This is a genomic window from Nonomuraea turkmeniaca, from assembly GCF_005889735.1.
Classification (GTDB): domain Bacteria; phylum Actinomycetota; class Actinomycetes; order Streptosporangiales; family Streptosporangiaceae; genus Nonomuraea; species Nonomuraea turkmeniaca.
Genome location: NZ_VCKY01000163.1, coordinates 1 through 23567, shown reverse-complemented (window position 1 = coordinate 23567; position 23567 = coordinate 1). Strand labels below are relative to the sequence as shown.

Annotated in this window: 20 protein-coding genes; 9 read left to right on the top strand and 11 right to left on the bottom strand. The window is 71.3% G+C overall.

The genetic code is table 11. The features are described from left to right. Together ETD86_RS36500 and ETD86_RS36495 are read left to right on the top strand one after the other, a co-directional pair. A partial coding sequence (locus ETD86_RS36500; protein ID WP_211370538.1) for an alpha-mannosidase occupies window positions 1-2508 on the top strand: 2508 nt, incomplete at its 5' end. Beyond that, a complete protein-coding gene (locus ETD86_RS36495; protein ID WP_138671203.1) occupies window positions 2502-4364 on the top strand; it encodes a glycoside hydrolase family protein in 1863 nt (620 codons plus the stop codon). The genes ETD86_RS36500 and ETD86_RS36495, both read left to right, overlap by 7 nt. On the opposite strand, the gene ETD86_RS36490 is transcribed toward ETD86_RS36495, so the two are convergent. Continuing rightward, entirely contained in the window at window positions 4349-4993 is a 645-nt protein-coding gene (locus tag ETD86_RS36490) for a response regulator (protein ID WP_138671202.1), read from the bottom strand. The two genes, ETD86_RS36495 and ETD86_RS36490, sit on opposite strands and share 16 nt — an antisense overlap. A gap of 8 nt (window positions 4994-5001) precedes the next feature. Then, complete coding sequence (locus ETD86_RS36485; protein WP_211370537.1) at window positions 5002-6102, bottom strand: sensor histidine kinase; 1101 nt, start codon at window positions 6100-6102, stop codon at window positions 5002-5004. A 139-nt stretch (window positions 6103-6241) separates the two neighbouring features. On the opposite strand from ETD86_RS36485, the gene ETD86_RS36480 reads away from it, so the two are divergent. Further along, window positions 6242-7690 carry an alpha/beta fold hydrolase gene (locus ETD86_RS36480; protein WP_138671200.1) on the top strand — a complete coding sequence of 483 codons (1449 nt, stop codon included), beginning with the start codon at window positions 6242-6244 and terminating at the stop codon, window positions 7688-7690. A 77-nt stretch (window positions 7691-7767) separates the two neighbouring features. On the opposite strand, the gene ETD86_RS36475 is transcribed toward ETD86_RS36480, so the two are convergent. Further along, window positions 7768-8631: a LysR family transcriptional regulator gene (locus ETD86_RS36475; protein WP_138671199.1), complete on the bottom strand. Its 864-nt coding sequence runs from the start codon at window positions 8629-8631 to the stop codon at window positions 7768-7770. A gap of 114 nt (window positions 8632-8745) precedes the next feature. On the opposite strand from ETD86_RS36475, the gene ETD86_RS36470 reads away from it, so the two are divergent. Together ETD86_RS36470 and ETD86_RS36465 are read left to right on the top strand one after the other, a co-directional pair. Next, a complete protein-coding gene (locus ETD86_RS36470) occupies window positions 8746-9408 on the top strand; it encodes a dihydrofolate reductase family protein (protein WP_246148739.1) in 663 nt (220 codons plus the stop codon). Further along, window positions 9405-9995, top strand: coding sequence for a cysteine dioxygenase family protein (locus ETD86_RS36465; protein ID WP_211370536.1), 591 nt, complete (start codon window positions 9405-9407; stop codon window positions 9993-9995). The genes ETD86_RS36470 and ETD86_RS36465 overlap by 4 nt, the downstream gene beginning before the upstream one ends. 111 nt (window positions 9996-10106) lie before the next feature. Here the strand turns inward: ETD86_RS36465 and ETD86_RS36460 are convergent, their stop codons facing one another. Beyond that, on the bottom strand, window positions 10107-11354 hold the full coding sequence (locus tag ETD86_RS36460) for an erythromycin esterase family protein (protein WP_138671198.1): 1248 nt from the start codon (window positions 11352-11354) through the stop codon (window positions 10107-10109). Window positions 11355-11447: 93 nt separating this feature from the next. Here ETD86_RS36460 and ETD86_RS36455 point away from each other — a divergent pair, with 93 nt between their 5' ends. Beyond that, window positions 11448-12152 (top strand): TioE family transcriptional regulator, encoded by a 705-nt coding sequence (locus ETD86_RS36455; RefSeq protein ID WP_138671197.1) that lies wholly within the window; start codon window positions 11448-11450, stop codon window positions 12150-12152. Between the two features lie 61 nt (window positions 12153-12213). Here ETD86_RS36455 and ETD86_RS36450 read toward each other — a convergent pair whose 3' ends face one another. The 4 genes from ETD86_RS36450 to ETD86_RS36435 are packed head-to-tail and all read right to left on the bottom strand — an operon-like array spanning window position 12214 to window position 15923. After that, window positions 12214-12801, bottom strand: a complete 588-nt coding sequence (locus tag ETD86_RS36450; RefSeq protein WP_138671196.1) for a GTP-binding protein — start codon at window positions 12799-12801, stop codon at window positions 12214-12216. Further along, window positions 12782-13159, bottom strand: a complete 378-nt coding sequence (locus tag ETD86_RS36445; RefSeq protein ID WP_138671195.1) for a DUF742 domain-containing protein — start codon at window positions 13157-13159, stop codon at window positions 12782-12784. The genes ETD86_RS36450 and ETD86_RS36445 overlap by 20 nt, the downstream gene beginning before the upstream one ends. Continuing rightward, entirely contained in the window at window positions 13156-13575 is a 420-nt protein-coding gene (locus ETD86_RS36440; RefSeq protein ID WP_138671194.1) for a roadblock/LC7 domain-containing protein, read from the bottom strand. The genes ETD86_RS36445 and ETD86_RS36440 overlap by 4 nt, the downstream gene beginning before the upstream one ends. Next, entirely contained in the window at window positions 13572-15923 is a 2352-nt protein-coding gene (locus ETD86_RS36435) for a sensor histidine kinase (RefSeq protein WP_138671193.1), read from the bottom strand. Before ETD86_RS36435 ends, ETD86_RS36440 begins: the two co-directional genes overlap by 4 nt. Window positions 15924-16195: 272 nt before the next feature. On the opposite strand from ETD86_RS36435, the gene ETD86_RS36430 reads away from it, so the two are divergent. Next, window positions 16196-17143 carry a terpene synthase family protein gene (locus ETD86_RS36430; protein WP_170223454.1) on the top strand — a complete coding sequence of 316 codons (948 nt, stop codon included), beginning with the start codon at window positions 16196-16198 and terminating at the stop codon, window positions 17141-17143. Here the strand turns inward: ETD86_RS36430 and ETD86_RS36425 are convergent. Both ETD86_RS36425 and ETD86_RS36420 read right to left on the bottom strand, forming a co-directional pair. Continuing rightward, on the bottom strand, window positions 17140-18693 hold the full coding sequence (locus tag ETD86_RS36425) for a prenyltransferase/squalene oxidase repeat-containing protein (protein WP_138671191.1): 1554 nt from the start codon (window positions 18691-18693) through the stop codon (window positions 17140-17142). The genes ETD86_RS36430 and ETD86_RS36425 overlap by 4 nt on opposite strands. Beyond that, window positions 18690-20081 (bottom strand): cytochrome P450, encoded by a 1392-nt coding sequence (locus ETD86_RS36420; protein ID WP_138671190.1) that lies wholly within the window; start codon window positions 20079-20081, stop codon window positions 18690-18692. Before ETD86_RS36420 ends, ETD86_RS36425 begins: the two co-directional genes overlap by 4 nt. A 282-nt stretch (window positions 20082-20363) precedes the next feature. Here ETD86_RS36420 and ETD86_RS36415 point away from each other — a divergent pair, with 282 nt between their 5' ends. Continuing rightward, complete coding sequence (locus ETD86_RS36415) at window positions 20364-21389, top strand: polyprenyl synthetase family protein (protein ID WP_246148737.1); 1026 nt, start codon at window positions 20364-20366, stop codon at window positions 21387-21389. An 85-nt stretch (window positions 21390-21474) separates the two neighbouring features. Here the strand turns inward: ETD86_RS36415 and ETD86_RS36410 are convergent, their stop codons facing one another. Continuing rightward, a complete protein-coding gene (locus tag ETD86_RS36410; protein WP_138671189.1) occupies window positions 21475-22404 on the bottom strand; it encodes an aldo/keto reductase in 930 nt (309 codons plus the stop codon). 36 nt (window positions 22405-22440) lie between these two features. Here ETD86_RS36410 and ETD86_RS36405 point away from each other — a divergent pair, with 36 nt between their 5' ends. Continuing rightward, window positions 22441-23400, top strand: a complete 960-nt coding sequence (locus ETD86_RS36405) for an alpha/beta hydrolase (RefSeq protein ID WP_138671188.1) — start codon at window positions 22441-22443, stop codon at window positions 23398-23400. Window positions 23401-23567: the final 167 nt, after the last annotated feature.

Genomic DNA, 23567 nt, shown 5'->3' with positions numbered 1-23567 from the left:
CAGCCGCACGGCCTGCCGCGTGCCCCCCGCCCGGCGGCCGCCCCCGACCGCACGCTGCACATGATCGGCAACGCGCACCTGGACCCGGTGTGGCTCTGGCCCTGGCAGGAGGGCTACCAGGAGGCCCGCGCGACGTTCTGGTCGGCGATCCACCGCATGGACGAGTACCCCGACTTCGTCTTCACCTGCGACCAGGTCGTGTTGCTGTCCTGGGTGGAGGAGTCGGACCCGGAGTTGTTCGCCAGGATCCGGGAGAAGGTCGCGGAGGGCCGCTGGGTCATGACCGGCGGCTGGTGGGTGGAGCCCGACTGCAACATGCCCTCCGGCGAGTCGTTCGTCCGCCAGGGCCTGTACGGGCAGCGCTACCTGAAGGAGAAGTTCGGGGTCACCGCGACGGTCGGCATGAACGTCGACCCGTTCGGCCACAACGCCATGCTGCCCGCGATCCTGCGCGGCCAGGGTATGGACTCCTACTGCTTCCTGCGCCCGGGACCACACGAGGCCGACCTGCCCGGCACGATGTTCTGGTGGGAGAGCCCCGACGGCAGCCGCGTGCGGGCGTACCGGATCCCGTTCGAGTACTGCAGCCCGCCCGGCGAGGTCGCCGGGCAGACCGAGAAGGCCCTGGGCCAGCTCGACCGCTCGCTCGGCGACCTGATGATCTTCTACGGCGTGGGCAACCACGGCGGCGGCCCCACCAAGGCCAACATCGAGTCCATCCACCGCTACGACCGGATGGGCACGTTCGGCGAGCTGACGATGTCCTCGCCGCGCCGCTACTTCGACGAGATGGCCAAGCGCCTGGGCGAGCGAGGCCTGGCCGAGCTGCCGGTGTGGCGGGACGACCTGCAGCACCACGCGGCCGGCTGCTACTCCTCGCACTCCGGCGTCAAGGCGTGGCAGCGCCGGGCGCAGGCGGCGGTGTTGTCGGCCGAGCGCTGGGCCGCCGTGGCCGGCCACGACGTGCGCGCCGACCTGGAGCGGGCGTGGAAGCAGGTGTTGTTCAACCAGTTCCACGACGTGCTGCCGGGCTCGGCCATCGAGCCCGCCTACGACGACGCCCGCGACCAGCTCGGTGAGGCCGTCGCGATCGCGAAGCGGATCATCACGCGGGCCCACAACGTGATCGCTCGCGACATCCGCATCCCGCAGGAGGACGGCACCCAGCCGGTGGTCGTCTTCAACCCGCACCCGTGGCCGGTCTCGACCCGGGTGGAGATGCAGTACGGCCTCGCGCCCACCGGTGTGCGGGTCGTGGACGCCGACGGCGCCGACGTGCCGTGCCAGCGCATCCAGCCGGTCGCCACCACCGACGACAAGGGCCGTGGCGCCACGGTCTTCCAGGCCGAGCTGCCGCCGCTGGGCTACCGCCTCTACCGCCTGCGCCAGGGCGCCCCCGCGGCCCCGAGCGGCCTGTCGTGCAGCGAAACCCACATCGAGAACGACGTCCTCCGCCTGGAGCTCGACCCCGCGACCGGCTGGCTGTCGAGCCTGCTCGACAAGCGCACCGGCGTGGACCTGGTGGCCGGGGCGGCCGGCGAGCACACGGTGATCTGCGAGGACCCGACCGACACCTGGGGACATCGCGTGGTGTCCTACGACTGGCCGGGCGAGGCGATGGCGGTCACGAACATCGTCCTGCGCGAGGCCGGGCCGCTGCGGGCCCGCATCCGGGTCGAGCGGGAGTGGGGCCGCTCGACGATGGTGGAGGAGTTCATCCTCGGCGCCGGAGACGACGATCAGGTCGAGGTCCGGGTCACGCTCGACTGGCGCGAGCGGGCCCACCTGATGAAGGTGCGTTTCCCGGTCGCGCTGGAGGCGCCGCGGGCCACGTACGAGATCCCGTTCGGGCACCTGACCAGGCCGATCGACGGGGCGGAAGAGCCGGCGCAGTCGTGGGTGGACCTGTCGGCCGCCGGGGCGGGGCTCGCTGTCGTGAACAACGCCAAGCACGGCTACGACGTCTCCCCGGCCGGGCCCGGCCGCAACCCCAGCATCGGCATCACCGCCGTCCGCAGCCCCGTCCACGCCTGGCACGACCCGCGGCTGCTGGATCCCGAGGGCTACTACTCCTACCAGGACCAGGGGACGCAGCGGTTCACGTACCTGCTGGTGCCGCACACCGGCGACTGGCGGACCGCCGGGCTCACGCGGCGGGCCGCCCTGCTCGGCTCCCCGGTGCGAGCGATGCTGGAGAGCGGCCACGACGGCGCGCTGCCCGCCGCCCGCGGCCACCTGGACGACGGCGGCGGCCAGATCATGGTGACCGCGGTGAAGCTGCACGAGGACACGCCGCGCGACCTCGTCGTCCGCGCCGTGGAGAGCACCGGGCGGGCCGGCGTGGCCACCCTGCACATTCCGCTCGCCGGCATCAGGCTGACGGCGGACTTCGGGCCGAGCCAGATCCGTACGTTCCGGATCCCGCTCGACGATCCGCTCTCCGCCGTCGAGACGGACCTCGTCGAGCTGACCACCCGCAAGGGCGCGTTCACGGTGGAAGCATGGTGACGATCGCCGACCCCGACGGCAGCGAGCTGGTCGTCGAGGCGCCGGAGCCGGCGACGGTCGCGTGGCGGTGGGGCGAGCGCCTGCCGACGGGCCGCCGCGAGCTGCGCCTCACCGTGCGCTACGACGGCGCCGTGCCGGCCGCCGGGAGGGTACGCGTCAGCCGGTCCGTGGCCGCCGCCGAACCGTGGTGGCTGATCCCCGGTCTGTTCTACGGCGAGAACCGGCCCGCGGCCTGCGAGCGGGTGTTCCCTCGCTTCGAAGCGGGCGCCGAACGGCCGGAGGAGATGGTCTCGTCCCGGTGGGGGTTCCGTGCCGACCGTGCGGCCACCCCGGCCGTCCTGGCCTGGGGCGACCTCTCCGGCATCGCGTTGATCGCGGAGGAGGAGTCGCCGCTGGGCACGACGGGCCTCGCCATCGAGCACGCGGCCGGTCGGGCCACCGTGTCGCTGCTGTTCCCGTACCAGGAATATCCGATCACCTACTACGGATCGGCGCTGCCGCGGCCCGCCGAGGCCGCCACCCACGTCTGGCATCCCGGCGAGGAGCACGAGCTGACCTTGGCGACGTGCGCGCTGCCCGCCGACCGGCACGCGTACGCGCCGCTGCTGCGCGAGGACCGCGAGCTGCGCCTGCCCGGCGCGCCCATCCACCCCTGGGAGGACGTCGAGTCGGCGGCCGGCATCGCCGCCGACGGGCTCTACCGCTGGCACTACGACCCGGACCCGGGCGTGCTGCTGGAGACGGCCGGGTTCGACCGGGAGGTGAGCGGCACCAACGGCGAGCGCGTGGACCGCCAGGCCATGCACGTCGGCTGGGTGAGCGGGATCCCATGGGCGGCGGCGCTCCTCGCGCACGGGCTGCGGAGGGGACGGCCCGAACACGTGGACGCCGCCGCCCGGGTCATCGGCTTCATCTGCGCGAACCTGTCGCCCTCCGGCACGTTCTGGGGCACCTGGTACCGGCACGCGGGCTGGTCGCAGAGCTGGACCCCGGTCAAGGACGCCCTGCACGCCCGCACGCTGGGCGAGGCCACGCTGTTCCTCGTGCGGGCGCTGCGGCTGCGGCCAGAGCCCCGCTGGCTGGCCGCCGCCCGCTCCAACCTGGACACGATGGTCGCCCGCCAGCGCCCCGACGGCAACCTCGGCACGTTGCACCACGCCGCCACCGGCGAGGTCCTGTCCTGGTCGGGAGCCTCCGGCCTGACGTGGGTGGCCGCGCTGGCCGAAGCCGGCGACGAGCGCTACCTGCGGGCGGCCGTGCACGCGGGGGAGCACTACGCGGCGTTCGTCGAGGACGAGTTCATCTACGGCGCACCCGAGGACGTGGATCTCGCCCCGACCTCGGAGGACGGCTACGCGGCCGTGATCGCGTACATGGCGCTGCACCGCCGCACGGGCGAGCCCCGCTGGCTCGACCTGGCCCGCCGCGCCGCCGACTGGATGCTCACCTTCCGCTACTCCTACAACGTGCGCTTCCCGCCCCGCAGCCCGCTCGGCGTGTACGGCTTCGCCACCCGCGGCGCCGACCAGGCGTCCCCGTCGAACCAGCACGTCCACGCGTACGGGCTGGTGTGCACGGCCGAGCTGATCGAGCTGTCGCAGGCGCTGGGCGATCCCTACTACGCGGAACGGGCGCACGAGGCCCTGGAGTGTTTCCGCCAGCTGCTGCCGGCGGCCGACGGCGACGTCAACGCCTACCGCGGCATGATCACCGAGCGCTACTACCAGACGGACTGCTTCCAGCCGAAGGGCATGTACCTGACGCTGTCGCACGCCTGGAGCGCGGGCGTGTTGCTGCTGGCCTGCGAGCAGATGCTGGCCCGGGACCGGGTGCCCCTGGGTCAGGAGTCCAGGTGACGCAGGACGGCGAGCACCCGGCGGTGGTCCTCCGGCGACGGGGGCAGGCCGAGCTTGGCGAAGATCTGCGTGACGTGCTTCTCCACGGAGCCGTACGACAGGAACAGGGCAGAGGCGATGGCGGTGTTGGAGCGGCCCTCCGCCATCAGGGCCAGGACCTCGCGTTCGCGGCCGGTGAGCGCGCCCAAGTCCGCGCCGCGCCGGCTTGCCCCCATGATCTGGGTGACCACCTCCGGATCGAGCACGGTCGCGCCGGCCGCGATCCTGGTGAGCGCCGCCACGAACTCGCTCACCTCTGACACCCGGTCCTTCAGCAGGTACCCCACCCCCTCCGAGCCGCCGGCGAGCAGCTGGGCGGCATAGCGCGTCTCGATGTGCTGGGAGAACACCAGCACGCCCAGGCCCGGATGGTCCCGGCGCAGCCGGATCGCGGCACGCAGGCCCTCGTCGGTGTGGGTGGGCGGCATGCGGATGTCCACCACGGCCACGTCGGGACCGTGCGCGGCCACGGCGGCGTACAACGACTCCGCGTCGCCCACGGCGGCGGCGACCTCGTGACCCCGGCTGGTCAGCAGGAGTGACAGCCCGTCCCGGATCACGGCGGCGTCCTCGGCGATGACGATGCGCATGCGGCCCCTCATGTGTGTGCGGGCAGGTCCACGGAGACCACCGTGGGCCCGCCGGGCGGGCTGTCGATCTCCAGGGTCCCGTCGACGACCCGTACGCGGTCGGCCAGGCCGCGCAGCCCTGTGCCGAGACTCATCGCCGCCCCGCCGGCGCCGTCGTCGCGGACCCGCAGTCGCAGCCGGCGGCCGCGCGTCCTGAGCTCGATCGCGGCCCGCCGGGCGCCGCTGTGCCGGGTCGCGTTGGTCAGCAGCTCCGCCGCGCAGAAGTAGGCGATGGTCTCGACCGCCGGCGACGGCCGCCCCGGCAGGTCGACGTCGAGGTCCACGGGCAGCGCGCTGCCGGCGGCGAGCGTGGCCAGCGCCGGCTCCAGCCCCTGGTCCAGGGCGGACGGATGGATACCGGTCACGAGGTCGCGCAGCTCGGCGAGGGCCTGCTTGGCGTTGCGGTGCGCCACGTCGACCAGCTCGCGCGTACGATCGAGCCGCTCGCCCCGGCCCGCGTCGGCCAGCTCCTCCTTCGCCATGCTGAGGCTCATCGCCATCGCCACCAGCCGGGCCTGTGTCCCGTCGTGCAGGTCGCGTTCGATCCTGCGGAGGACGGCGGCCGAGTCGTCCACCGCCTGTGCCCGGCTCGCCTCCAGCTCGCGGATCCGCGCCGACGTGGCGGTCTGCCCGAGCAGCGCCCGTACGAGCAGCCGCTCGGGAACGAGCGCGGCCCCAACCGCACGAGGGACGAGGAGCAGGGGGGCCACGCAGGCGAGGATCGCGGCGGGCGGCCTGGCCAGCAGATAGACGACGGCCCGCCAGGCGGCGGCGTCGCCGAGGGCAGAACCGAGCCACCCCATCAGGCCGGGGCGCGGACGGAACGGCGGCGGCGCGGCCACCTCCATCCGCAGCAACACGCGGGCCAGGCGGCGCTCGACCGCAGCCAGCCCACGTGCCCCGAGCAGGCCGACGGCGAGCAGCGGCGCCCCGATCACCAACGCCGTCCCGAGTGCCGACATCAGCAGCACGAGAACGTAGACCAGGCCCGTGGCGGCCATCGGGAGTGACAGCAGGGCGTACCCGAGTACGCGCGCGAGGGCCGCCGGCGGGTCGCGAGAGACACTCATCCTTCTCAGCCTGACGGACATCCCGCTCGCCTGCCTTTCCGGATGTCCGAATCACAAACGGGGGTTGTTCCCGTGGTGCCCAGCGGCACGCCCCACAAGCGTGGATCTGGACGGAACCAACGAGAAGGAGGATTCAGACATGCGTGGCATGGCACGCTCGCTGGCCGCCGGGCTGGCGACGGCGGCACTGGCCGGCCTGTCGCCCCCCGCGGCGGCGGACGGCTCGTCGATCGAGTGGAAGCAGTGCGCGGGCGAGAACGCCCCCGACGGCATGCAGTGCGCCACCGTGACGGTCCCGCTGGACTGGGCCGACCCGGGCGGAAAGAAGATCACGCTGGATCTGGCCCGATTCCCGGCCACCGATCCCGGCCGCCGGATCGGCAGCGTGCTGCACGTCCCCGGCGGGCCGGGCGGCAAGGGGATCGAGGACTTGAAGAGGTTCGCACCCGACATGTCCCGTCTGCGGGAGCGCTTCGACCTCGTCACCTCCAATCCCCGCAACACGGACCTGGGCGCCAAGCTGCCCGAGGTCTGCGCGCGGCCCGCGGTCGCGCACCTGGCCGAGCCGCGAAGCCGCGCCGAGTACGACGCCCAGGCCGCCGCCTTCGCCAAGGCCATGCGCGAATGCCGCGACCAGGACCGCAGCGGCCTGTACACCCGGCTGGACTCCGTCTCCGTGGCCAGGGACATGGAGGCGATCCGGGCCGCGCTGGGGGAGCGGCGGCTGAGCTTCATGGCAGAGTCCTACGGCGGTGTGCCCGCCACCGCGTACATGCGGCTGTTCCCGCATCGCATCCGCGCCATGTACCTCGATGGGGTGATCAACCAGCCCGACGGGTGGAGCGACCAATGGCTGCTGGCCTACCCGGAGACGGAGCGGGCCCTCACTCGTTTCACGACCTGGTGCCAGGCCACCGCCGCCTGCGCGCTGCACGGGGAGGACGCCGGGAAGATCTGGCGAGCGCTGACCGAGCGGGCGGATCGCGCGCCGATCCCGGTCACCTCGAAGCCGTTCGGCAAGGGCAGGCTGACCGGCTCTTACCTGAGGTGGTTCGGCTTCTCCGGCGACCCCGGGCCGGGACACGCGCGGTGGCTGGCCTTTGCCGAGGCGGTGGACAAGGCCAGACGCGGCGACGGTTCCGGGTTCGCGGACGCCGCCCTGGGCAATGCCCGCGTCTGGTCGATGCCCAACAACCTGGGCATGACGTGTGGCGATGACAGGGGATACCGGACCTATGCCGAATACCGGAAAGAACGGGAGCGGGCTCGGGAGGTGTCACCGAGCTTCGGCACCGCCGGCTTCGACCTCATAGCCTGCTCCGGCTGGCCGTTCCCGGTCCCCAACCCCTCCCGGCTCCTTCCCACGGCGGGGCTGCCGCCGATGTTGGGCGCGGGCACCTGGAGCGACTACCCGTGGACCGAGAGCCTGATACGCCGGATCCCCGGCTCGGCCGCGATCCGCTACGAGGGTCCCGGACATGTCCTGTACATGTCCGGGAACCGCTGCGCGATCGAGCACGCCACCCGCTACCTCATCGACCTGACGCTGCCGCGGCCCGGCACCGTCTGCCTGCCAGAGCAGGGCTAGGCACAGACCGTTCAGTCAGTGTTTCCGGGTTGTCGTCCAGGAGGCTCGCCGGCCTTGCCGCTCGCCGGACAGACTTTCTACCGGGCGGCGTCCTGGATGGCTTGGATCAGCGCGATGGTGGCGGGCGGGTCGGGTGGATCGCCGTAGGCGACGGCGTAGAGCCGGCGGGTGAAGCGGGTGAGTTCGGTGGTGTGGACGTCGGGCCGGCGGTGGGCTTGCAGCGCGAGTCCGGGCAGGGTGGTGACGCCTTTGCCGGCGGCGACGAGGGCTTGCACGACGACCATGTCGTCGCTGAGTGCTGCGATGCGTGGAGTGAAGCCTTCCTGCCGGCACAGCGCGATCAGCTCGTTCTGGCACCGTTCGCAACCGCCGATCCATACGGAGTGGCGATGGTTCGCGACGCTGTCGTCGGGTCGCCGGCTCACGAGGTAGATCGGGTCGTCGCCGATGTGGACGAGGCGAAATCCCTCTTCCTCCACTGGGGCGTCGGCGTACCGGAAGATGAGTGCGACGTCGATCTCGCCCTGTCGCAGCATCTGTAGCGCTTCGACAGGGTGACGGTCGATCAGGATCAGCTCGAGTCCCGGATGTGCCTGGGCCAAGGCGACGGCCGCCTTCGGCACGATCGTGCTCAGCGCCGACGCGTTGGCGGCCAGGCGAACCCGCCCCGCCCGTAAGCCGACCTGCGCCGCCAGCTCGTTGGTCGCCGCGTCGACCCGTCCCACGATCTCGGTGGCCCGGTTGGCCAGCAGCCGGCCCTCAGGCGTCAATCTGATCCCACGACCCACCCGCTGGACGAGCTTGACACCGGTGGCCGCTTCCAAGCGAGACAGGTGATGACTCACCGACGGCTGCGAGTAGTGCAGCTCCCTCGCTGCTTCGGTCACGGACCCATGTCGCGCGACCGCGGCCAGAACCCTGAGATGGACCAGGTTCAGCATCCATCAAAGATATCAATGTGAAGCGCGAACGATTGGCATTAGACGTCATCTGTCTATCCGTCCATGCTCTCTTGTGAGGGCGCCGCACGGCGGCGCCGAGCCGACTGAGGAGGCATGATGAGCAAGCTCAGGTGCCACATCTCGATCTCGCTGGACGGTTTCGTCGCCGGCCCGAACCAGAGCGAGGAGAACCCGCTCGGCGAGGGTGGCGAGCGGCTCCACGACTGGGTGGTTCCGCTGGCCGCCTTTCGCCGAGCCCACGGCGAGCAGGGCGGCGAGGTGAACGCGAGCACATCGGTGTTCGAGGAGGCACTCGAGAACATCGGCGCCGGGGTGATGGGCAGGAACATGTTCGGCCCCATCGGCGGTGGCGCCTGGGGCGACGGGCAGTGGACGGGCTGGTGGGGTGACAACCCGCCCTACCACTATCCCGTGTTCGTCCTCACCCATCACTCGCGTGAACCGGTGGAGATGGAGGGAGGGACCACGTACCACTTCGTCACCGACGGCATCGAGTCCGCGCTCGAGCAGGCGAAGAAGGCCGCCGGCGGCAAGGACGTCATGCTGTGGGGCGGCGGCCAGGTCGCTCAGCAGTACCTGGCGGCGGGACTGCTGGACGAGCTCGAGCTGCACGTCGTTCCGGTGTTGCTCGGTGGCGGTTCTCGCCTCCTCGACAACCTCGGGGACGCGAATGTGCGACTCGAGCAGGTCCGGGCCGTCGAGGCGCCCGGCGTCACCCACCTCAAGTACCGAATCTTGCCGGGTGCTCCATCATGATCGACGTAGCGATCAGTGATCGCCTGCAGACCTTCATCGACGACGTGGGACTCGTGGCGAGCGGCACCGCCGACGAGCACGAGATCACGGCGCGGGTCGCCGATCTGTTGTCCGCTCTACTGGCCGGCGGTTACCGGCTTCCGCCGGAGGTCACGCGATCATCGGCCGCGCGTCACGTGACGTATCCGCTCTACATCGCTCCCGACGACAGCTGGTCGATGGCGTCCGTGGTCTGGGACGTGGGTCAGCGGACCAACGTGCATTCGCACGAGACGTGGGGCGTGGTCGGCATCTACGCGGGAGTCGAACACGAGATCCGCTACCTCAAGCCGACGGTGTCCTCCCCGAGCGCGCCACTGACACCGGCCGGCGAAACGCGGTGGGCGCCGGGGCAGGTGACCGTCTGCTGCACCACCGATGACGATGTCCATGCCGTCGCAGCCGTCGGCAGCGAACCCACCATCGGGATCCACGTCTACGGCGGCAACATCGGCACGATCAGACGGCGGGAGTACGACCCCGCCACCGGCGAAGCCCGCTGGTTCGTCTCCGGCTGGGACAACTCTGAGGACGTGCCTGCGCAGTAACCGGTAGCCGCCCGGTCATCTCGGCGAGCTGATCCGGCAGGTGCCGTTTGAGATCGCCGATGAGGCCTGACCGCCACTGGCACCGTGCAATCCAACGGGACGGCCTTTGGGCTAGGCAGGCATGTCCTTGACGAAGACGATCCCGTCGTTGTCGCCGAGATGGGCCGGGTCGAGGGCGAAGTAGCTGTAGTTGGCCGATATGTCGGTGCGCGGGACCGGCTTCCTGCCCGCCTCGGCGAGGGCCGCGGCCAGCCGGCGGGCGTCGATGAGGGAGCGGTTGCCCGGCAGCGTGTACAGGAGCCCCTCCACGGTGCCGGGATGGGGAGCGGGGAGCGCCTGGTGCGGCATGGCGCCGAGCGCCGAGGCCAGGAAGGCGTACTGGTCGCCCAGGCGGGCGCTGACGATCGCGCCGGCGCTCCACCACTCCAGCGGCATGTCGGCCAGTTGCCAGAAGCTCTTGTCCCGCTGCAGGTGGCGGTTGTGGGCGGAGACGAGCGCCGGGCCATGCTCGGCGACGGCCAGAAGGTTGTCCGCCATCATCGCGTCGCGCAGGGCCATCAACCGCCACACCCGGGCGGGAGACGAGTCGGCCATCCAGAAGTGGTAGCGGAGCAGGCCGGTGGCGGTGCGCCCGTGCAGGCTCGCCCGCCACCACTCGTCCCGCGAGGTCGACGCGATCAGGTGCGGCGTGTACGCGTCCAGCAGCGCCACGAGGTCGTCCGCGATCAGGCGCAGCTCCCTGGCCTCGGTGGACTGGCCCACGGACTGGTCGGCGTCCATGGCCGCCGCGGGATTGGTCCACCGCTCACCGTCGCCGATCAGGCGGTCGAGGGCGTCCGCGGCGCAGGGGAGCAGGTCCGCGTCCAACCAGGCCGCGAGGTAGCCGTGGAGCGTGGTCAGCGCCTGACGGGGGGCGGCGGCGCCCATCATCTCCAGCGGGGCGTCGAAGCCGAAGAAGCGCAGCCGCTCGCCGGCGGGCCGATCCTCGTTGTACGCGCGCATCCAGCGCATCAGCTCCCGGTTGGCCGCCGACCCGCCGAACCCGTGGCTGAAGCCGCGCGCCATGACGTCGTCGAGCGTCCCCGTGCCCGTCTCGACGTAGTCGTCGACGGCCAGGCCCATGAGGCAGTCACTCTCGAGAGCGAACGATCGGTAACCCTCGTGCTCGACGAGATGCCGGAAGATCTCGTTCCGCAGCTCGAGAAGCGCCTCCTCGCCGTGCGTGGCCTCACCGAGCCCGAGCAGGCGAGGCCGGGCGGGAAACGTCCGGAGGAGCCTCGCGACGGCGGCGACGCCTTCACCGTCGAGCGAGGAGGCGGCGTCCTGAACGAGCGGGTCTGTTCTGTCCGATGACGACATGCCTTCTACGGTATCGTTGAACCCTTCGTTTAGACTTTCCGTGGCAAATCCCCGCGTCCTCGCGGCCTGACCTTCAATACGGCGGCGCACCTCATGACATCCGGAGAGCGGTTGAGACCGGTGGACCTCGCCCGCGAACACGGCCTGTCCACCCAGGCGATCAGGAACTACGAGCAGGCGGGCATCCTCCCGGACGCCGACCGCACCCCCCACGGCTATCGCACCTACACGGCGCGGCACGCGCAGGCCCTCCGCGCGTTCCTCGCCCTGATGCCCGCCCACGGCCACCAGACCGCGACCTCGATCATGCAGGCGGTCAACCGGGGCGCGGTCGAGGACGCACTGAAGATCATCGACGAGAGCCACGCCCAGCTCCTCGACGACCGCCGGACCCTCCAGGCCGTGGAGAACGCGCTCCGCGACCTCACACCCGCCGCCCCTCCCGGGCCCGGCGTCACCTTCATCGGGCCACTGGCCAGGAAACTCGGGATCCGGCCCGCGACGCTGCGCAAATGGGAGCAGGCCGGGCTGGTGCGGCCACGACGCGACCGCGAGACCGGATACCGGGTCTACACCGCGGCCGACGTACGGGATGCCCAGCTCGCGCACCAGCTCAGGCGCGGCGGCTACCTGCTGGAACAGATCGCGCCGCTGCTCGACCAGGTGCGAGCGGCCGGCGGTCTGGAGCCGCTGGAGGACGCCCTGCGGGACTGGCACGGCCGGTTGTCCGCTCGCGGGCGCGCGATGCTGAGCGGCGCCGCCGCACTCGACGCCTACCTGCGCCACGTCGCCGCATGACAGGAGCGGGCGCCGGCCCTGCCACCGGGCGCACCGTCACCGAAGGCGGTCGTCCGCTCGCCTAGGTGCTGACCGGCTCCGCGCGCAGCCTCGCCGAGTGCTTCACCAGGGCGATCAGGACCTCCCTGCTCGAGTCCCGCTTCCTCGCGTCACACATGATGATCGGGATCGACGGATCGAGCTGCAACGCCAGACGCACCTCGTCCAGCTCGAACGTCGACGCCCCCTCGAAACAGTTCACCGCCACCACGAACGGCGTGCCCCGCCGCTCGAAATAGTCGACCGACGGGAAGCAGTCGGCCAGCCGCCGCGTGTCCGCCAGGATCACCGCGCCCAGCGAGCCTTCCGCCAGCTCGTCCCACACGAACCAGAACCGCTCCTGCCCAGGCGTCCCGAACAGATAGAGCACGTAGTCGTTGTTCAGCGTGATCCGGCCGAAGTCCATCGCCACGGTGGTGGTGCGCTTGGCCTCCACCGAGGTGAGGTCGTCCACACCGATCCCGCGGTCGGTGAGCACCTCCTCCGTCCGCAGCGGCCGGGTCTCGGAGACGGCGCCGACCATCGTCGTCTTGCCCGCGCCGAAGCCCCCGGCGATCAGGATCTTGATCGCCGTCGGCAGGCGCGGGCGCTCAGAGCGAGCGAAGACCATCGAGCACCGCCCTGTACATCTTCATGTCACGCATGTCCACCTCGGATTGTGGTTCCTGGGCAGAGACGAGTTCGCGGTCGAACAGGTCCCCGAGCAGCACACGGATCGTTCCGGCGGGGAGATCGAGGTGCGCGGCGATCTCGGCGACGGACTTGGGCTCGCGGCAGAGTTTGAGGATCCGCAGATGCTCGGGATCCAGCCCGGCGTCCGGGCCCGGCGGCGCGCCCACCGCCAGGGCCATGGAGATCAGGTCGAACCTGCCGTGCATCGGCTGGGTCCGGCCCCGCGTGACGACGTAGGGCCGGACGATCTCCGGGTCGACCCAGTGCTCGTCCGTCGGGCTGTCGATGCCTGTCACCGGTCGCTCCTGGCGACGGCCTCGGCGTTGCGGGCGCCCGAGGTGAGGTATTGGCCCACCCGCGCGACCATCATGGCCATCTCGTACGCGATCAGCCCGATGTCGGCGTTGTGCGCGCACAACACGGCCAGGCAGGCACGCTCGCCCGCCGTGGTCACGATGAGGAACTGGTGCTTCCACTCCACGACCGTCTGCCGCACCGCGCCGCCGGAGATGTGCTCCGAGACGCCCTTGGCCAGGCTCTGCAGCCCGGAGGCCACGGCGGACAGATGCTCGCCATCGGTCCGCTCCAAGCCGGCGGACGAGGCCATCAGCAGTCCGTCGGAGGACAGCACGATGGCGTGCTCGGCCTCCTTGATGCGGCCGACCAGGTCGTCGAGCAGCCAGTTGAGGTCGGTGCTCGCGGTGGGGGTCATGGTGCCTCGCCTCCCTGCTGCTCATCCAGCAACTTGGCCGCCTGCGTGCGGCCAAGGCGGGTGCCTGACTGCAGAGATCCCATCATCGCGCGGATCTCCTCCGGCGAGCGCTCGTCATCGTCCTCCTCGAGGTCTGGCTGCTTGGGCGTGTCGTCCCGCAGCGCCGGCGCAAGGTTCGCCTGGGGCACGCGGAGCGGCAGGCCTGACGGGGTGAATTCGGCCACAGGCTGCTGCTCCGGTTCAGCTGGCGGCTCTGGTACTGGTTCGGGGGCCGGCACGGGTGCCGGGCGGGCGGGCTTGAGCGTGCGCACGTTCTCCCCGGTGACACGTTCCCCGATGAGTCGGCGTGGCATGTCTGCGGCGACCGGGCGCGCCACCTCTCCGGCGACGGGGCGGGCGGCCGTGGCCACCGCCGCCGGCCGGCGCGGCAGCCGCGCCCCGCCCTCTCCGCCCTGAGGCTCCGGCCTGGGGTCGAGCTGGACGAGCTCCTGCGGGAGCAGCACCACGACCGTGGTCCCGCCGTACGGGGACGCCTTGAGCACCACCTGGATGTCGTGCCGCTTGGCCAGCTGGCTGACGACGAAGAGGCCCAGGCGGGCGGTGCCCGTGATGCGGAACTCGGGCGGGTTCGCGATGCGCTCGTTCGCGGCCTCCAGGTCTTCGGGCTTCATGCCCAGCCCCCGGTCCTCGATCTCGATCACGTACCCGTTGGCCACGAGCTGACCGCTGACCTGCACGTTCGTGTACGGCGGCGAGAACGACACGGCGTTCTCGATGAGCTCGGCCAGCAGGTGCACGACGTCACCGACGGCCCGGCCGATGAGCACGACCTCCCCCATCGGCAGCAGCGTGACCCGGGTGTAGTCCTCCACCTCGGCCAGCGCGCCGCGTACGACGTCGACCATGGGGACCGAGCGGCGCCACGTCCGGGCGGGGGAGGAGCCGGAGAGCACGATGAGGTTCTCCGCGTTGCGTCGCATGCGGATGGCCAGGTGGTCGAGCCGGAAGAGCTCCTTCAGCTCCTCGGGGTCGGTCTCGCGGCGCTCCATCACGTCGAGCACGGTGAGCTGCCGGTGCACCAGGCCCTGCGTCCTGCGGGCCAGGCTGAGCAGGATGTCGCGGATGCTGCGGCGCAGCTCCGCCTGCTCGGCCGCCACCCTGATGGCGGTGCGCTGCACGGTGTTGAACGCCTGGCCCACCTGGCCGATCTCGTCGTCGCCGAACTGCAGCGGCGGCGCCTCGGCGGCCACGTCGACCTCCTCACCCCGGCCGATCCGCTCGACGATGCCGGGCAGCCGCTCGTCGGACAGCTCGTGCGCCGCGTCCCGCAGCTTCTGCAGCTGGGCGAAGAGCGCGCGGGCCGTGGTGATGGACAGGACGATCGAGGCGATGACCGCGAGGAGCCCGAGACCGCCCGCCAGGACCAGCCGGATGACCACGTTGACGGCGACCGGCACGGCCCTGTCGACCACGCGGTCTCCGCCGGCGAGCACCATGGTGTTGAAGTCGTTGAGTGCCCGCCCCGACACCGTCTTCCACTCATCGGCGCCGAACGGAAGGCCGCCGACGGTCGGGCTCTGCTCGGCGATCTGCCGTTCCAGGGTGGCGAGCTGGACGAACGACGGGCCCTTGATCAGCTTGTCGTAGGCGATCCGATCGGATTCGTGCAGCTCCGATGCGGCCTGGTCGGCGACCATGTGCCAGGCGCCCACGGTCTGGGTGAACTCCGCGTGCTCGGCGGGGGACAGCCGTCCTTCGGTGAGCACGCCGGTGAGCAGCGCGTCTTCTCTGCTGAGGACCTCGCGAGCCCGGCTCAGGGCGGACAGGGCGCGGATCTCCTTGGCGATGGTCTTGTCGTCGAGGGTCGCCACCGTGCCGTAGAGGTTGTAGAACGGGTCGATGACGGCGGCGTAGGCGTCCATCGCCTGGACCCGGTTCAACCGTCCGGCATCGAGGGACTGCCGGGTCTGCTTGATCGAGTCGAGCCGGCGGAACACCTCGGCCAGCCGGCGGGCGCCCTCGTCGTCCATCGCCCAGCCGACGACGCCCGCGCCGGCCGACTCCCGGAACGCGGTGATCATGCGGTCCGTCTGCTTGTGCTGGTTCTCCAGCTCCCTGCGGGCGCTCGGCGTGGGGTCGCTCAGCTCGACGACCGAGAGCCGGCGTTCCTTCTGGAGCTCCTCGAGGACCCGCACGCTGGGGTCGACTACGCTGGAGTTCAGCTGGGTGACCCACAGGAGGTTGACACCCTCGCGAAGAGTGACCCACGCAGCGAAGGCCCACAACGCCGCCAGGGAGAGCAGCAGAGCCGTGACTTTGGTCCGCAGTCGTGTATTGCGGAAGCCCATTAGTAACCCACCCTGTGAATGTCTATCGTGCGCCGGTCGCCCTAGAGCACACAGTGGCAACAGACCGTGTCGATCAAGGAACTCTAGCGCACGGTCAAAGCACTCACAAGCAACGCCAATCACTTTGCACACAAATATCCGATTTTTGACAAAATTGGTCAATAATGCTCAAAGATGGATATCCTGCGCAGGTGAGTGACGCCGCCGCATACTTCTCCATTCACAATGACCTCGTAGATCGCCTCCTAAAGCGCTCGCATCAGTTGGCCGGAGTGCCGGAACAGGACCGGAGCGCCGTCCTGAACGCCGCACTCGACGCCGTGCCCTTGGGGGAGCGCCTGCTGGGCCCCCACACCGCCTTGTTCGCCGACGGCGACAGCTCGGCGAGCCGGCTCGCCTTCAGCTGCCTGTCCGCCGCCGCCACGTTCCCGCGCGCGGGGCGGGACGAGATCGCCGACCTCGGAGCCCTCACCGCGATCCTGTTCGGCCTCGACGACCTCGCCGACAACGTCGCGGGCCATTCGTCCGACCGTGACGTCGTCGAGCTCTTCGGCCGGCTCGCCGCCATCCTCGAAGGCGAGCCCGCGCCGGCCGATGCCACGGAGCTCGCAGGACAGGCGCTGCTCGCCTGGCAGGCCTGGTGCGCGCGTTTTCACGCGCACCCCGGCGCCGCGGCCCACGTGCCGACCCTGGTGCGGCGGCTCGGCCTCGCCGGCGCCGCGATGGCACGCGAGCGCGTGTGGGCGGCGGGCGGCGAGCCCTGGCCGGCATACGACGAGTACGTCGCGAACGGCCGCATCACGATCCTCTATCCCACCTGGTGGGCGGCCGCCCTGGCGGTCTGCGGCCCGATGCCCGCCGACGTCGCTCACTGGGAGTCGATGGCGCCGGCCACCGCCCTCGGCGCGGCGTGCATGCGGCTCGCCAACGACATCAGGACGTTCGAACGCGAGAGGCACGAGGGCAAGCCGAACTCCGTCCTCATCCTGGAGCGTGCGGGGATGACCATAGAGGCGGCGGTCGAACGGGTCTCCGCGCACATCGCCGAACTCAACGCCGCCTTCGCCGCCGCGCTCGCCGAGCTGCCGCCCGAGCTGGCGGACATCGCGGAGGGGCAGCGCAGGAGCGTGGCCTTCAACGGCGCCTGGTACATGGCCAGGGACACGCACGCGTACACCGTGCGGGAGCTGGCCAGGGACGTCGACACGCATGGCGGCTAGGACGAGGCGCCGTCCGGCGACGGGCGGCACGCCCGCTCGGCGAGGTGCTGCGCGGTGATCACCGCGGCGCGGGTCACGGCGAGCGGCGTGTACAGGTCCTTGTCGTGCCAGAGCGGAGGATGCTCCTTGCCGGCCGAGCGCGCCAGGTACGCCTGACCCCGGCCGGCGGCCTCCGTGCAGCGCGGCTCCCATCGGCTCCTCGTCATCAGCAGGGTCTGCATCGCGTACGCGGTCTCCTCGGCGGTGCCCTCCCACCGCCCCCAGGAGCCGTCCGGCCGCTGGGTGTCCAGCACCCACTCGACCGCCGCGCGCACCGCCGCGGCCGACGGCTCCCCGCCGAAGGCGTCGAGCGCGAGGGCGCAGCTGACGGTCGCGTAGTAGGGAGAGGCGTGCCACCGGTCGGTCCAGCTACCGTCGGGCCGCTGCCGTTCCCGGATCCAGGCCGCCAGGTCGCCGATCGCCTCTCCGTAGCGCGGCGCGGCGGCCGGCCTGCGGGCGACGTACTCGCCGAAGGCGTCCAGCACGTGCGCGTTGACGCTGACCGAGACCCCCTGCTCCCCGGGCCAGGTGGAGAAGTGCACGCCGGAGCGGAAGTGCCACAGGCTGTCGGGCTCGCACGGCACTCCCAGCAGCGCCAGCGCGTACAACGCCACAGCCGTCGTGTCGGCGTCGGCCGGCAGGCCGGACCCCGCGGACGTGCCTAAGGGGCCGATCGCCGCCCGCAGGTCGGCCGCCATCTCGGGCGGCACGTCGACCGGCACGCCCGCGCGGCCGAGCCAGCTCAGCACCCAGCCCCGCTCGAACGTGGTGATCGGCAGCCCGACGGGCACGGGGCCGCCGTGGAGCCGGACGATCGCCTCCAGATGGCTGCGGGCGGCCTCGGAGGCGTCACCGTCACTCCGCTCGCTCAGCCAGGCCGCGGTCGCCGCGGGCGAGGCCCCGATCGTCCCGATGGGGGTGGGCCGGATGCCGGGCGCCCCGGAGGCCTCCTCGCCCGCGACCTCCAGGGCGTGCAGCAGCTTCTCCGGGATCTCCATTCCCGACTTGATCCATGACCTGACCAGCCGGAGCGTGTCCTCGCTCATGCCTTCGGGCAACGGCAGCGGCGGGTGCCCCGTGAGGTGCGTGACGTGCCGGTTGATGAGGGTCACGAGGGAGGGGACGATGTGCTCGATCGCCGGCATGTCCGGCAGCGTGAGCCGTCGGCCCAGCCACGTGGCCAGCACGCGGACGCCGCGTTCGGCCGGGTACGCGAGGTGGCCGCGGTCGGCGCCGTGGTCCGCGCGCGACAGCGCCGACAGGAGGCCTTCGGTGGCGCTCAGCGTGGGCACCAGGCCGTACCCGTCCGGTGCTCCCCATGCGCCGTCCTCCCGCTGGGCGCCGGTCAGGTAGGCGATGCGCGCCTGGTGGCCGGTCAGCCAGGGGGCGAGGGAGACCAGGCGGCCGGTCTCGTAGATCGATGACGACACCTGCCCCCACGGCCTGAGCATGAGGCTCGTCACCAGCTCGCCGGCCGCCACGGCGATGCCGGACGTCATCGCCGTGGTCATGCCCGTGCGTCCCGATCGCGAGGTTCCAGCCGTAGCCAGAGGCTCTCCCTCGGCCGCACGGACGCCCCCGGCACCGGGGTGAGCTTCTGCGGGTTGGTCAACACCTGCCGGTATCGGCTCATCACGTTGGCTATCACCAGCGGCGCCTCGACGTAGAACAGATGCTGGCCGAGGCACACGTGCGGGCCCGTGCCGAAGGGGACGTAGGAGTAGCGGTGCCGGCGCTGGTGCTTCTCGCCGGCCCAGCGCTCGGGGTCGAACTCCAGCGGGCGCTCCCAGAACTCCGGCAGCCGGTGGGTGGTGTACGGGCTGACCAGCACCTGCGAGCCGGCCTTGATCCGGACGCCGCCGATCTCCGTGTCGGCCACGGTCTGGCGGGGGATGATCCAGGCCGACGGGTAGACGCGTAAGAGCTCCTGCAGCACCATGCGGAGGTAGGGCATCCGAGCGACGTGCTCCGGCCGTACGGGGCCGCCGCCCACCACGCGGTCGATCTCGTCCCGCAGCCTGGCGTTCACGTCGGGACGATCGTGCAACACCGACCACAGCCAGGCCAGCGACATGGCGGTGGTCTCCGAGGACGCGCCGTACATGCTCACCAGGTCGTGGCGCACCTGTCGCACGTCCACCGTCCCGTCCTGCCCCTTCCGGGCCGTGAGCAGCGCGGAGATGATTTCCTTACGGGGCTCCTCCGCGCGGTGAGCCTCCGCGCGGGAATTCTCCTCGATCAGGGAGTAGATGATCTCGTCGATCCTCTTCACGGCCCTGAGAAAGGCCCGGTCGCCGGGGACCTTGATGGAGTAGGGCGCGAAGGGGAATATCAGCCGGAAGTGGATCGAGGTAGCGCAGGTGGCGATCTCGGGCTGCAGCCGGTCGACGGTCTCGCGCGGGATACGGCCGCCGAACAGGAGCTTCATGACGGCCTCGTTGACGATGGCGGTCATCTGGTGGCCGCCGCCGTCGATCAGCCGCCCGGTGCGGGCGTGCTCGTCGAGTTCCGGCATGCAGTCGGCGACGACGTCGGCCATGTCCTCGGCCAGCGAGTTGAGGTATCTGGGGGTGAAGAGGGGCTGCAGGATCTTCCTCGCGGACGCCCAGGCCTCGCCCTCGGCCAGGATGCTCTGGCCGGTCACGCGATGCAGCGGCCGCCAGAACATGCCCGCCCGCACGAAGTTCGACCAGTCCGTCTTCAGCACCTGCTCGACGTGGTCGGGATGCGAGATCAGGTACGGGCGGAACGGGCCCAGGTTGAGCCGGACGATCTGGCCTCGGGCCTCGACGCCCATCCTGGCCAGCTCGGTGACCGGGTCTTTCACGAGTCCGGGGATGGCCCTGTAGAACGGGAGGGTTTTGGGGCTGGTCACGGAGGTGTCCGTGGCGTGGGACATGGCGGCGATCCCCTACTCCGAGTGCGGTATGTAGCTATAAGTGAGTTATGCGAGGTATTCGCAGGTTTGCGTATTCTCACAAGGGGGTCGGGTGACGATCCAATGGCGGAGGCGATGATGATGGTGCTCGCGGGGTGGCGTGGATCGCCACGGGTGCCTCCTGTTGTGCCTACGGCGCCGTGTCTCACATGACGGACATTTCCTGACAAATGTCAACTAGCAGGTGGATTATCACATGCGCCTGCATGTAGGTTCAAGATCGTACCGGGGTAGGAGCGCCAGTTGAATCTCAGCCATCCGGCCGCAGGCCCGCTGGGCGGCGGCGCCATCGAGCGTTGCCGGCGCCTGCTCGAACCCGCCCTCCGCGAGGCCGTCTCGGTGCTGCACCCGTGGGGCGCCAGGATGGCCGCGTTCGCGCTGGGCTGGTCGGACGCGGACGGCAGGCCGCACCCGGGGGACGGCGGCAAGGGTGTGCGGCCCGCCATCGCGCTGCTCAGCGCCGAGGCGGTCGGGGGCACGGCGGAGTCGGCGCTGCCGGCGGCGGTGGCGGTGGAGCTGGTGCACGCGTTCTCGCTGGCGCACGACGACATCATCGATCACGATGAGCGGCGCAGGCACCGCGAGGCGCTCTGGAAGGCGTACGGTGTGGGGCCCGCGCTGCTCACCGGCGACGCGCTGCTGGCCCTGGCCGTCCAGCAACTCGCCGTGGCACCGGAGGCCATGAAGTACCTGTCGGCGGCGCTGGTCGAGCTCGTGCACGGGCAGAGCGCCGACATGGCCTTCGAGAACCGGCCCTGGCGCGGTCCCAGCGAGGTCACGATCGGCGAGTACATCGAGATGGCGGCGGGCAAGACCGGCGGCCTGCTGGGGGCCGCCGCGGCGGCCGGCGTGGCGCTGGGCGGCGGCGCGCCGGAGCTCGCGGACCGGATGTGGGCGGTGGGGCGCGACCTGGGGGTGGCCTTCCAGATCGCCGACGACATGCTCGGCATCTGGGGCGATCCCCGCGTCACCGGCAAGCCTGTGCACAGCGACCTGCGGCGCGACAAGAAGACGTTGCCCGTGCTCGCCGCCCTCGCCGCCGACTCGCCCGCCGCCCGCGAGCTGTCCGCCGTCCTTTCGGCCGGCGTCACGGACGAGGAGTCGGTACGGCACGCCGCGCGCCTTGTCGAGGAGGCCGGCGGCCGCACCGCCGCCCGAGCCATGGCCGACCGGTACGTGTCGGCGGCCCTGCAGGCTCTGGACGAATGCCTGCCGGACGCGGCCGACCTGCGCGTGTTGTGCGCGAGCCTGGTCAACCGCACCCGCTGACCCCGCCCCCAGGGGCAGGCCGGTGCGCAGGGGCTCTGGAGGCGCACCGGCCTGCCGACACGCCCCACTCTGCCGACGCGCGCGGTCAGGGGCGGGAGGCGTCGTCCAGGAGAGCGAGCTCCTCCGCGCTCAGCGTCAGCTCCGCGGCCGTGATCAGCGCCCGCAACTGCTCGACGCTGCGCGCGCTCGCGATCGGCGCCGTGACCGTCGGCTGCGCGGCGAGCCAGGCCAGTGCCACCGACGCCGGATGGACCACGCGATCGGCCGCCACCTGGGTCAGCACCTCCAGCGTGCGACGCCCGTGCTCCGTGGCCAGGTATTCGCCCGCCTTGCCCGCCCGCGGGCTCTCGACGGTGACGCCCGGCGCGTACTTGCCGGTCAGGAAGCCGCGCGCCAGCCCGAAGTACGGCGTGCTGCCCAGCCCCTCCCTGGCCACCACGTCCCGCGTCTCGCTCTCGTAGTCCCGTTCGACCAGGTTGTACTGCTGCTGCAGGGCGACGTACCTGACCAGGCCCTCGTCGTCGGAGATCTTGAGCGCCTCGGCCAGCCGGGCGGCGCTGTGGTTGGACGCGCCGGCGTACCGGATCTTGCCCTCGCGCACCAGCGCGTCGAAGGCGGCCAGCGACTCCACCATCGGCGTGTCGTGGTCGTCCACGTGCGCCCAGTAGAGGTCGATGTAGTCGGTGCGGAGCCGCCGCAGCGAGTCCTCGACCGCCGTGCGGATGGTCGCCGGGGCCAGCCCCTGGAGCCCTTCCAGCATCCCGACCTTGGTGGCGATGACGAGCGAGTCGCGGTCGTGCCGATGCGCCAGCCACTCACCGATGATCGTCTCGGACGCGGAGTCGCCGGTCGCCCAGTACGGATAGACGTCGGCGGTGTCGATGAAATTGCCGCCGTTCTCGACGTACTCGTCCAGGACCGCGAACGACGTCTCCTTGTCCGCCGTCCAGCCGAAGACATTTGTGCCGAGCGATATCGGGAAAACGGACAGGTCCGTGGTTCCTATTGATCTCATCCCGCTATTATCCGCGCATCCAATGAGGAGGGTTCGATGGCACCCCGATTACGCGGTTGCCTGGTCGGCGCATTGGTTGCTGGCGGCCTGTTCCTGGCGGGCGTGGCGGTGGTGCGGTCCGGCGGGGAGGAACCCGACCGGCCGAAACCCTCGAGGAGCGGACCGGAAACGGCGCGGGTGGTCGAGGAACGGCGGCTCGACGAGCGCCGGATGGAGCTCACGATCCGGTCGCCGGCGCTCGGCGGCGCCGCCACGAAGGTGCGCCTGCTGCTGCCGCACCGCTGGGAGTCACGCCGCGACTGGCCGGTGTTGTGGTTGCTGCACGGCGGGCTCGACGACCACACCTCCTGGAGCACCAGGACCGACGTGGACGCGCTCACCCGCGGCACCGGCGTGCTCGTGGTGATGCCCGACGGCGGCAAATGCGGCAGCTACTCGGACTGGTGGAACGGCGGCGACGGCGGTCCGCCCCGCTGGGAGACCTACCACCTGCGGGAACTGCTGCCCCTCCTGGAATCCCGTTACCGCGCGGGCGGACGGCGCGCGGTCGCCGGCTACTCGATGGGCGGCCAGGGCGCCATGCTGTACGCGTCCAAGGGGCACTTCGCGGCGGCGGCCTCGTTCAGCGGCGCCGTGCACATTCTCGCCCCCGGCGTGCCGCAGGCCGTCATGGCCGGCACCACGATCGGCTGCTTCGGCACGGACGGGAAGCGCGTCTGGGGCGATCCGGAGGCGCAGCGCCCGATCTGGCGGGCGCACAACCCCTACGACCGGGCGGAGCGGCTCAAGGGCGTCCGCCTGTACGTGGCCGCGGGCGAAGGCGACCTCGTCGAAGACCTGGCGAACCGGGCGGCCAGGGCGTTCACCACCCGGCTGGACGAGCTGGGCATCCCGGTCCGCACCCACTTCTACCGTGGCGGCCACACGCACACCTTCTGGCAGCGTGAGCTGCACCGGGCGTACCCCATGCTCATGGCGGCCATCGGCGCTCAGTGATCCGCGGACAGGTCGAGCTCGCCCGGCGTCAGAAACCACACCAGCACCGCGCCGGCCAGCATCAACGCCGCGCCCGCCCCGCTGGTCAGCGTCAGCGAGCCGGTGAAGGCCGCCGTCGCCTGCTCGGCCAGCCGGACGCCCTCCGCGCCCAGGTCCCTGGCCACGCC

What these genes read in the sequence shown, in the direction of transcription:
- ETD86_RS36495 (WP_138671203.1), top strand. Translation starts at nt 2,502, where the DNA reads ATGGTGACGATCGCCGACCCCGACGGCAGCGAGCTGGTCGTCGAGGCG.
- ETD86_RS36490 (WP_138671202.1), bottom strand. Translation starts at nt 4,993, where the DNA reads ATGCGCATCGTCATCGCCGAGGACGCCGCCGTGATCCGGGACGGGCTG.
- ETD86_RS36485 (WP_211370537.1), bottom strand. Translation starts at nt 6,102, where the DNA reads ATGAGTGTCTCTCGCGACCCGCCGGCGGCCCTCGCGCGCGTACTCGGG.
- ETD86_RS36480 (WP_138671200.1), top strand. Translation starts at nt 6,242, where the DNA reads ATGCGTGGCATGGCACGCTCGCTGGCCGCCGGGCTGGCGACGGCGGCA.
- ETD86_RS36475 (WP_138671199.1), bottom strand. Translation starts at nt 8,631, where the DNA reads ATGCTGAACCTGGTCCATCTCAGGGTTCTGGCCGCGGTCGCGCGACAT.
- ETD86_RS36470 (WP_246148739.1), top strand. Translation starts at nt 8,746, where the DNA reads ATGATGAGCAAGCTCAGGTGCCACATCTCGATCTCGCTGGACGGTTTC.
- ETD86_RS36465 (WP_211370536.1), top strand. Translation starts at nt 9,405, where the DNA reads ATGATCGACGTAGCGATCAGTGATCGCCTGCAGACCTTCATCGACGAC.
- ETD86_RS36460 (WP_138671198.1), bottom strand. Translation starts at nt 11,354, where the DNA reads ATGTCGTCATCGGACAGAACAGACCCGCTCGTTCAGGACGCCGCCTCC.
- ETD86_RS36455 (WP_138671197.1), top strand. Translation starts at nt 11,448, where the DNA reads ATGACATCCGGAGAGCGGTTGAGACCGGTGGACCTCGCCCGCGAACAC.
- ETD86_RS36450 (WP_138671196.1), bottom strand. Translation starts at nt 12,801, where the DNA reads ATGGTCTTCGCTCGCTCTGAGCGCCCGCGCCTGCCGACGGCGATCAAG.
- ETD86_RS36440 (WP_138671194.1), bottom strand. Translation starts at nt 13,575, where the DNA reads ATGACCCCCACCGCGAGCACCGACCTCAACTGGCTGCTCGACGACCTG.
- ETD86_RS36435 (WP_138671193.1), bottom strand. Translation starts at nt 15,923, where the DNA reads ATGGGCTTCCGCAATACACGACTGCGGACCAAAGTCACGGCTCTGCTG.
- ETD86_RS36425 (WP_138671191.1), bottom strand. Translation starts at nt 18,693, where the DNA reads ATGACCACGGCGATGACGTCCGGCATCGCCGTGGCGGCCGGCGAGCTG.
- ETD86_RS36420 (WP_138671190.1), bottom strand. Translation starts at nt 20,081, where the DNA reads ATGTCCCACGCCACGGACACCTCCGTGACCAGCCCCAAAACCCTCCCG.
- ETD86_RS36410 (WP_138671189.1), bottom strand. Translation starts at nt 22,404, where the DNA reads ATGAGATCAATAGGAACCACGGACCTGTCCGTTTTCCCGATATCGCTC.
- ETD86_RS36405 (WP_138671188.1), top strand. Translation starts at nt 22,441, where the DNA reads ATGGCACCCCGATTACGCGGTTGCCTGGTCGGCGCATTGGTTGCTGGC.